Source organism: Paracoccus aminovorans (genome assembly GCF_001546115.1).
Taxonomy (GTDB): domain Bacteria; phylum Pseudomonadota; class Alphaproteobacteria; order Rhodobacterales; family Rhodobacteraceae; genus Paracoccus; species Paracoccus aminovorans_B.
Genome location: NZ_KQ955208.1, coordinates 2,251,805 through 2,259,060 on the forward strand (window position 1 = coordinate 2,251,805; position 7,256 = coordinate 2,259,060).

At 65.6% G+C, this 7,256-nt stretch carries 6 protein-coding genes and 1 rRNA gene (1 of these 7 cut by a window edge); 6 read left to right on the forward strand and 1 reads right to left on the reverse strand.

The genetic code is table 11. The features are described 5' to 3' along the window. Nucleotides 1-232: 232 nt before the first annotated feature. Together ASV56_RS11480 and ASV56_RS11485 are read left to right on the forward strand one after the other, a co-directional pair. Nucleotides 233-2,782: an Rne/Rng family ribonuclease gene (locus ASV56_RS11480; RefSeq protein WP_062562084.1), complete on the forward strand. Its 2,550-nt coding sequence runs from the start codon at nt 233-235 to the stop codon at nt 2,780-2,782. Between the two features lie 105 nt (nt 2,783-2,887). After that, nucleotides 2,888-3,631, forward strand: a complete 744-nt coding sequence (locus ASV56_RS11485; protein ID WP_062562085.1) for a cytochrome c biogenesis CcdA family protein — start codon at nt 2,888-2,890, stop codon at nt 3,629-3,631. A gap of 9 nt (nt 3,632-3,640) precedes the next feature. Here the strand turns inward: ASV56_RS11485 and ASV56_RS11490 are convergent, their stop codons facing one another. Next, nucleotides 3,641-4,441: an enoyl-CoA hydratase gene (locus tag ASV56_RS11490; protein ID WP_062562086.1), complete on the reverse strand. Its 801-nt coding sequence runs from the start codon at nt 4,439-4,441 to the stop codon at nt 3,641-3,643. An 84-nt stretch (nt 4,442-4,525) separates the two neighbouring features. Between ASV56_RS11490 and ASV56_RS11495 the strand changes: the two genes are divergently transcribed. From ASV56_RS11495 to ASV56_RS11510, 4 genes are all read left to right on the forward strand, one after another. Beyond that, on the forward strand, nt 4,526-4,951 hold the full coding sequence (locus ASV56_RS11495) for a PaaI family thioesterase (RefSeq protein WP_062562087.1): 426 nt from the start codon (nt 4,526-4,528) through the stop codon (nt 4,949-4,951). Between the two features lie 147 nt (nt 4,952-5,098). Beyond that, nucleotides 5,099-5,563, forward strand: coding sequence for a 50S ribosomal protein L13 (rplM, locus tag ASV56_RS11500; protein WP_017998496.1), 465 nt, complete (start codon nt 5,099-5,101; stop codon nt 5,561-5,563). Between the two features lie 3 nt (nt 5,564-5,566). Continuing rightward, nucleotides 5,567-6,046, forward strand: coding sequence for a 30S ribosomal protein S9 (rpsI, locus tag ASV56_RS11505; RefSeq protein ID WP_062562088.1), 480 nt, complete (start codon nt 5,567-5,569; stop codon nt 6,044-6,046). Nucleotides 6,047-6,679: 633 nt separating this feature from the next. After that, nucleotides 6,680-7,256 (forward strand): 16S ribosomal RNA (locus tag ASV56_RS11510) (it continues 825 nt past the right edge of the window).

Here is a 7,256-nt window from a genome sequence, read left to right on the forward strand (position 1 = left end):
TCCGGGCCTCTGGGCGAACATATCGCCGCCCGGACCCCTCGCGGGACGGGCCAAGAAAGGTAAACAGACGCGATGGATCGCGCAAGGCAGCTTGATCGGCAACGGCGGCAGGGGATGACCCCGGCCGCCGCGATTGCTGCCGTCCGCGCGGGCGTCGTCGTCCTCTCACATGACAGCCGAACCCTTCTCCCGCCCCTGGGCGGGCCGGTGCGGCTGCCCGAAAGACGGAAACATGTCCAAGAAAATGCTGATCGACGCCACGCATGCCGAGGAGACTCGGGTGGTCGTGGTCGATGGAACCAAAGTCGAGGAATTTGATTTCGAGACGGTCAACAAGCGGCAGCTTGCTGGCAATATCTACCTGGCCAAGGTGACGCGGGTCGAACCCTCGCTGCAGGCCGCCTTCGTGGATTACGGCGGCAACCGCCACGGCTTCCTAGCCTTTGCCGAGATCCATCCCGATTACTACCAGATCCCCGCCGCCGACAGGCAGGCGCTGATCGAGGAAGAGCGCCAGGCCGCCGCCGCCGAGGCCGACGAGAGCGAAAAGACCAAGCGCAACCCACGCCGCCGCAAGGGGCCGAAGCCCGCCGCCGCCGAGCATGGCGATGCCGTGGTCAGTTCGGACGAGATCGCCGGCATGACCATCGTCGACCTGTCCGAGGAGGACGGCGCGGCGCCCGAGGCCATTGCCGCCGAGCCGCAGGAACCCGTCCCGGCCGAGGATGCGGCCGACACCCATGCCGAGGACGCGCATGAGGATGACGGCATCGAATCGGTCGCCGAAGAGGACGTGACCGAGGAAATCCGGCCGCCGAAGAAGCCGCGCGCCCGCCGTTACAAGATCCAGGAAGTGATCAAGGTCCGGCAGATCATGCTGGTCCAGGTCGTCAAGGAAGAACGCGGCAACAAGGGCGCCGCCCTGACCACCTATCTGAGCCTCGCCGGCCGCTATTGCGTGCTGATGCCGAACACCGCACGCGGCGGCGGGATTTCCCGCAAGATCACCAATGCCGCAGACCGCAAGAAGCTCAAGGAAATCGCCAGCGAGCTGGAGGTGCCGGAAGGCGCCGGGCTGATCATCCGCACCGCCGGCAGCCAGCGGACCCGGACGGAAATCCGCCGCGACTATGAATACCTGATGCGGCTGTGGGAACAGATCCGCGAGCTGACCTTCAAGTCCATCGCCCCGGCGCCGGTCTATGAGGAAGGCGACCTGATCAAGCGCACCATCCGCGACATCTACTCGAAAGAGATCGACGAGGTCCTGGTCGAGGGCGACCGGGGCTACCGGACGGCCAAGGACTTCATGAAGATGATCATGCCGTCCCACGCCAAGAACGTGAAGCATTACCAGGACCAGATGCCGCTGTTCGCGCGCTTCCAGGTCGAAAGCTATCTGGGCGGCATGTTCAACCCGGTCGTGCAGCTGAAATCCGGCGGCTATATCGTCATCGGCGTGACCGAGGCGCTGGTCGCCATCGACGTGAACTCGGGCCGGGCCACCAAGGAAGGTTCGATCGAGGACACCGCGCTGAAGACCAACCTGGAAGCCGCCGACGAGGTGGCCCGCCAGCTGCGGCTGCGCGACCTGGCCGGGCTGATCGTCATCGACTTCATCGACATGGAAGAGCGCAAGAACAACGCCGCCGTCGAGAAGCGCTTCAAGGACAAGCTCAAGACCGACCGGGCGCGGATCCAGGTCGGCCGCATCTCGGGCTTCGGCCTGATGGAGATGTCGCGCCAGCGCCTGCGTCCGGGCATGCTGGAATCGACCACGCAGCCCTGCGCGCATTGCCACGGCACCGGGCTGATCCGTTCGGACGATAGCCTGGCGCTGACCATCCTGCGCGCCATCGAGGAGGAGGGCACCCGCAAGCGCTCGCGCGAGGTGCTGGTCAAGGCGCCGGTCGCCGTCGCCAACTTCCTGATGAACGCCAAGCGCGAGCATATCGCGAATATCGAGGCGCGCTACGGCATGTCGGTGCGGGTCGAGGCCGATCCGGTGTTGATCTCGCCCGATTACGCCATCGAGAAGTTCAAGACCGCGACCCGCAACGTGCCGGAAGTGGTCTCGCCGGTGGTTTCGGTCGATGCCAGCCTGATGGCGCAGATCGACGGTGAAGAGGCCGACGAGGTCGAAGATCTGGTCGAGGACAGCGTCGCCGAGGCTGCCGATGAGCCGCGCGGCGAGTCGCATGGCGAGGACGAGGGTGACAATGGCGGCAAGCGCCGCCGCCGCCGCCGCCGCCGTCGCGGTGGCCGCAATGGCGAGGGCGAGGATCACGCCGAGGAGGGCACCTCCGAGGCCGACCAGCCCGAGGAGGCCGAGCCCGTCGCAGAACCCGAGGCTGTCGCCGAGGTTACTGAAGCGACGGCCGAGCCGGGCGAGGAGGCCGCGAAGCCGCGCCGCCGCACTCGCAGCCGTCGCCGCAAGGGCGAGGATGAGCCCGCCGCTGAAGCGGTCGCCGCAGAGGTGACGGCCGATGTGCTTCCGGTCGAGCCGGCGGTCGAAGCGCCTGCCGAGCCGGTTGCCGAAGCGGAAACGGTGGTGGAAGCCCCAGCCGAGCCGCAGCCCGCCGCCGCAGAGACCCAACCGGACGCCGAGCCGCAACGCGACATCGAAGAAGCTGAGCCCGAACCCGAAGCCCTGGCCCAAGCGGAAAGCCAGCCCGAAGCCGCGGTCGAGCCGGAAAGCCTGCCCGAGCCCGAACCCGAGCCCGCCATGGCGGCCGAGGACGAGGCGGCGCGGCCCAAGCGGCGCGGCTGGTGGTCGGCCTGATCCCGGCCTGATCTCGGCCTGTTTCTGGGGCCGATGGTCGCAGCCACGGAATATTGACAGGCGCGGGGCTTTCCCGCGCCTTTCGCTTGGCGCAAGGTGCCGATCATGTTGGGAATCGAGCTTGCAGACGCCGCCTTCTTGCCCGCAGCGACGGTCGCGCTGCTGGCCGGGATCCTGTCCTTTTTGTCGCCCTGCGTGCTGCCGGTGGTGCCGCCCTATCTGGCCTATATGACCGGCGTGGGCGTCGGCGGCCTGAAATCGGGCGAGCGCAGCGCGGTGGTGCCGGCGCTGTTCTTCATCCTCGGCCTTTCGACGGTGTTCTTGCTGATGGGCATGGCGGCCTCGGCCTTCGGGCGGCTGTTCCTGCAATGGCAGGACTGGCTGGCGCGCGGCGCGGGACTGGTGGTGATCGTGATGGGGCTGCATTTCCTGCGCGTCATCCGCATCCCCTTCCTGGACAGCGAGGCGCGGCTGGATGCCGGCGAGCAGGGCGGCACCTCTTTCGGGGCCTATATCCTGGGCCTCGCCTTCGCCTTCGGCTGGACGCCCTGCATCGGTCCGCAGCTGGGCATGATCCTGTCCCTGGCCGCGACCGGGGCCGAGACCTCGCGCGGGGCGGCGCTGCTGGCGGTCTATGCCCTGGGCCTGGGTATCCCCTTCCTGCTGTCGGCCATCTTCATCAACCGTGCCATCGGACTGATGAACCGGATCAAGCCGCATCTGAAGCTGATCGAGCGCATCATGGGCGCGCTCCTGGTCGTGGTCGGGCTGGCGCTGCTGACCGGCGCCTTCCCGGTCTTTGCCTATTGGCTGCTCGAGACCTTTCCCTGGCTGGCGCGGCTGGGCTAGTCCCGGTCGTCAATCCCAGTCAGGCGACCGCTTTTCCAGAAAGGCCTGGATGCCCTCGGCAGTGTCGGGGCGCAGCAGGTTCTCGCAGATCACCGCGCCGGTTGCGCCATAGGCCTCGGCCAGGCCCATCCGTGCCTGGGTATGAAAGGCGCGCTTGCCCATGCGCACGGCGGCCGGCAGCTTGCCGGCGATCTGCCGCGCCAGCGCCATGGTCTCGTCGGTCAGCGCCTCGGGCGCGGCGACGCGGTTGACCAGTCCCAATTCGCGCGCCCGGGCGGCGTCGATGAAATCGCCGGTGACCAGCAGTTCGAAGGCGGCGCGCGGCGGGATCGCCCGGGTCAGCGCCACCATCGGGGTCGAGCAGAACAGCCCGATATTCACCCCGTTCACCCCGAAGCGCACGCCCTCGGCCGCGACGGCCATGTCGCAGCTGGCGACCAGCTGGCAGCCGGCGGCGGTGGCGATGCCCTGCACCTCGGCAATCACCGGCTGGGGCAGGGCGGGCAGCTTCTGCATCATCGCCGAGCAATGCGAGAACAGCCGCTCATAGGCGGCGCGGCCGTCGTCCGCGTCGTCGCGGGCGCCCTGGATCTCGCGCAGGTCGTGGCCGGCGCAAAAGGCCTTGCCCCGGGCCGCCAGGACCAGCACCCGGATGGACGGATCCGCCGCCACCTCGTCCAGCGCGTCCGACAGCGCGTCGATCATCGCCGTCGACAGCGCGTTGTAGTTCGAGGCGCTGTTCAGCGTCAGGCGCGCGACCCTGTCCTGGTCCTCGCGCAGCACCAGCGGCTCGGGGTTTCCGTCCTTCATCCTCGTCTCCCTGACGTCACGGCGCGGCTTGCCTTTGCCGGGCCTTGCCGTCCAGTCTAGCCGCCGGCAGGACAGGGGGAAAGCATGGCATTGCAGATGGATCGCGAGCGGCTGAACGAGTTTCTCGGCCGGGCGTTCCCGCAGATCGCCGGCCAGGTGCGGGTCGAGACGGTGGGCGAGGGCACGATGACCGCCCGGCTGCTGGTCGACGACCGCCATCTGCGCCCCGGCGGCACGGTCAGCGGCCCGTCGATGTTCGCGCTGGCCGATGTGGCGATCTACCTGGCGATCCTGTCGCGGATCGGCGAGGTGGCGCTGGCGGTGACCACCAATGCCTCGATCGACTTCATGCGCAAGCCCGAGGCCGGGCGCGACCTGCTGGTCGAATGCCGGATCCTGAAGCTGGGCCGCGTCCTGGCGGTGGGCGAGTGCCTGATCTACTCCGAAGGCACAGCCGAGCCGGTCGCCCGCTGCTCGATGACCTACTCGATTCCGCCGAAAACCGCGTGACATCGGGGCTTGCGATACGGTATCAAGATACCTATTTTGCAAGCTCCTGGTTTTCATAAGGAATTTCGGCTTCGCCACGCTTGATTTGTGCGCCGCTTTCGCCGATATACCGCCATCTCGAATTACAGCCCCCAAAGGGACCGACAGATGAAAACCTATACCGCGAAACCGGCGGAGATCGAGAAGAAGTGGATCCTGATCGACGCCGAGGGCGTCGTTCTGGGCCGTCTCGCCTCGATCGTGGCGATGCGCCTGCGTGGCAAGCACAAGCCGACCTTCACCCCGCACATGGACATGGGCGACAATGTCATCATCATCAACGCCGACAAGGTGCAGATGACCGGCGACAAGCGCGACCAGAAGAAATACTACTGGCACACCGGCCACCCGGGCGGCATCAAGCACCGCACCGCCCGCCAGGTGCTGGAAGGCGCCCACCCCGAGCGTGTGGTGACCAAGGCCGTCGAGCGCATGATCTCGCGCAACAAGCTGGGCAAGCAGCAGATGACCAACCTGCGCGTCTATGCCGGTGCCGAGCATCCGCATGAGGCTCAGCAGCCCGAAGTCCTGGACGTCAAGTCCATGAACGCCAAGAATACCCGGAGCGCGTAAGCCATGGCCGAAGACATCAAAACCCTCGACGATCTGAAATCGGTCGCGACGGCTGCTCCGGCGGCTGCCCCGGTTCGCGAAGCGCAGCGCGACTCGCTGAACCGCGCCTATGCCACCGGCAAGCGCAAGGATGCGGTCGCCCGCGTCTGGGTCAAGCCGGGTTCGGGCAAGGTCGTGGTCAACGGCAAGGACATCGCGGAATACTTCGCCCGTCCGGTGCTGCAGATGATCCTGCGCCAGCCCTTCGAAGTGGCCGGCGTCGTCGGCCAGTACGACGTCTATGCCACCGTCGCCGGTGGCGGCCTGTCGGGCCAGGCCGGTGCGGTCAAGCACGGCATCTCGAAAGCCCTGCAGCTGCACGAGCCCGCGCTGCGCGCCGCGCTGAAGGCCGCCGGCTTCCTGACCCGCGACTCGCGCGTCGTCGAGCGCAAGAAATACGGCAAGGCGAAAGCCCGTCGTTCGTTCCAGTTCTCGAAGCGCTGAGCCGCTTTGCAGATGCGATCAGGAAAACGCGGTCCCTCGGGGCCGCGTTTTTCGTTTCTCCCGGCCGATCTGCCGCGACCCGAGTCGCCAGGACGCTGGAATCAGGCGGTTTTCGCGCGAGCCGATTCGGATTTCCGCCTATCCGTCCGGCAGGAGAGCCGCGACCTTGCCCGGAATTGCGACAGAAGAATGACGTCAAATCATGGGGTTGATGAAATTCTTGCCGGGGCGTGCATTTTTCCGCTTGCAAGCTTGGGCGCCGGGGCCTAGATACCCCTTCACCGACGCAGCGAAGACGCAGCGGCGGGGCGGGGACGCGGCCTTGGGTTGCTGAGCCGATGAAATTCTGGGAATGACTGACCGGTTGGGGCGTCGAGCGAGTGGCGCATCATCCGTGATTTTGTTTCCTTTGCTTTTTGACATTGCTGTATGAATGAAGGGATATGCGGGCGGTCTGGTCGTTTTCGACTGGGAAGTTTGCATATCGGCTCTCTAGGGTAACCGATGATGAGAGTGTCAGCTTCACTGTTTGACGGTTCACGGAAGTGGAACGACAAGCAGAGATGATCTCCTGCTAGGCGCAGGAGACAGATGTGCAAGGTTCTTACGTCAAGGATACGGCTCATGCCGTTTCAACTTGAGAGTTTGATCCTGGCTCAGAACGAACGCTGGCGGCAGGCCTAACACATGCAAGTCGAGCGAACCCTTCGGGGTTAGCGGCGGACGGGTGAGTAACGCGTGGGAACGTGCCCTTCTCTACGGAATAGCCCTGGGAAACTGGGAGTAATACCGTATACGCCCCTTGGGGGAAAGATTTATCGGAGAAGGATCGGCCCGCGTTGGATTAGGTAGTTGGTGGGGTAATGGCCTACCAAGCCTACGATCCATAGCTGGTTTGAGAGGATGATCAGCCACACTGGGACTGAGACACGGCCCAGACTCCTACGGGAGGCAGCAGTGGGGAATCTTAGACAATGGGGGCAACCCTGATCTAGCCATGCCGCGTGAGTGATGAAGGCCTTAGGGTTGTAAAGCTCTTTCAGCTGGGAAGATAATGACGGTACCAGCAGAAGAAGCCCCGGCTAACTCCGTGCCAGCAGCCGCGGTAATACGGAGGGGGCTAGCGTTGTTCGGAATTACTGGGCGTAAAGCGCACGTAGGCGGACCAGAAAGTTGGGGGTGAAATCCCGGGGCTCAACCTCGGAACTGC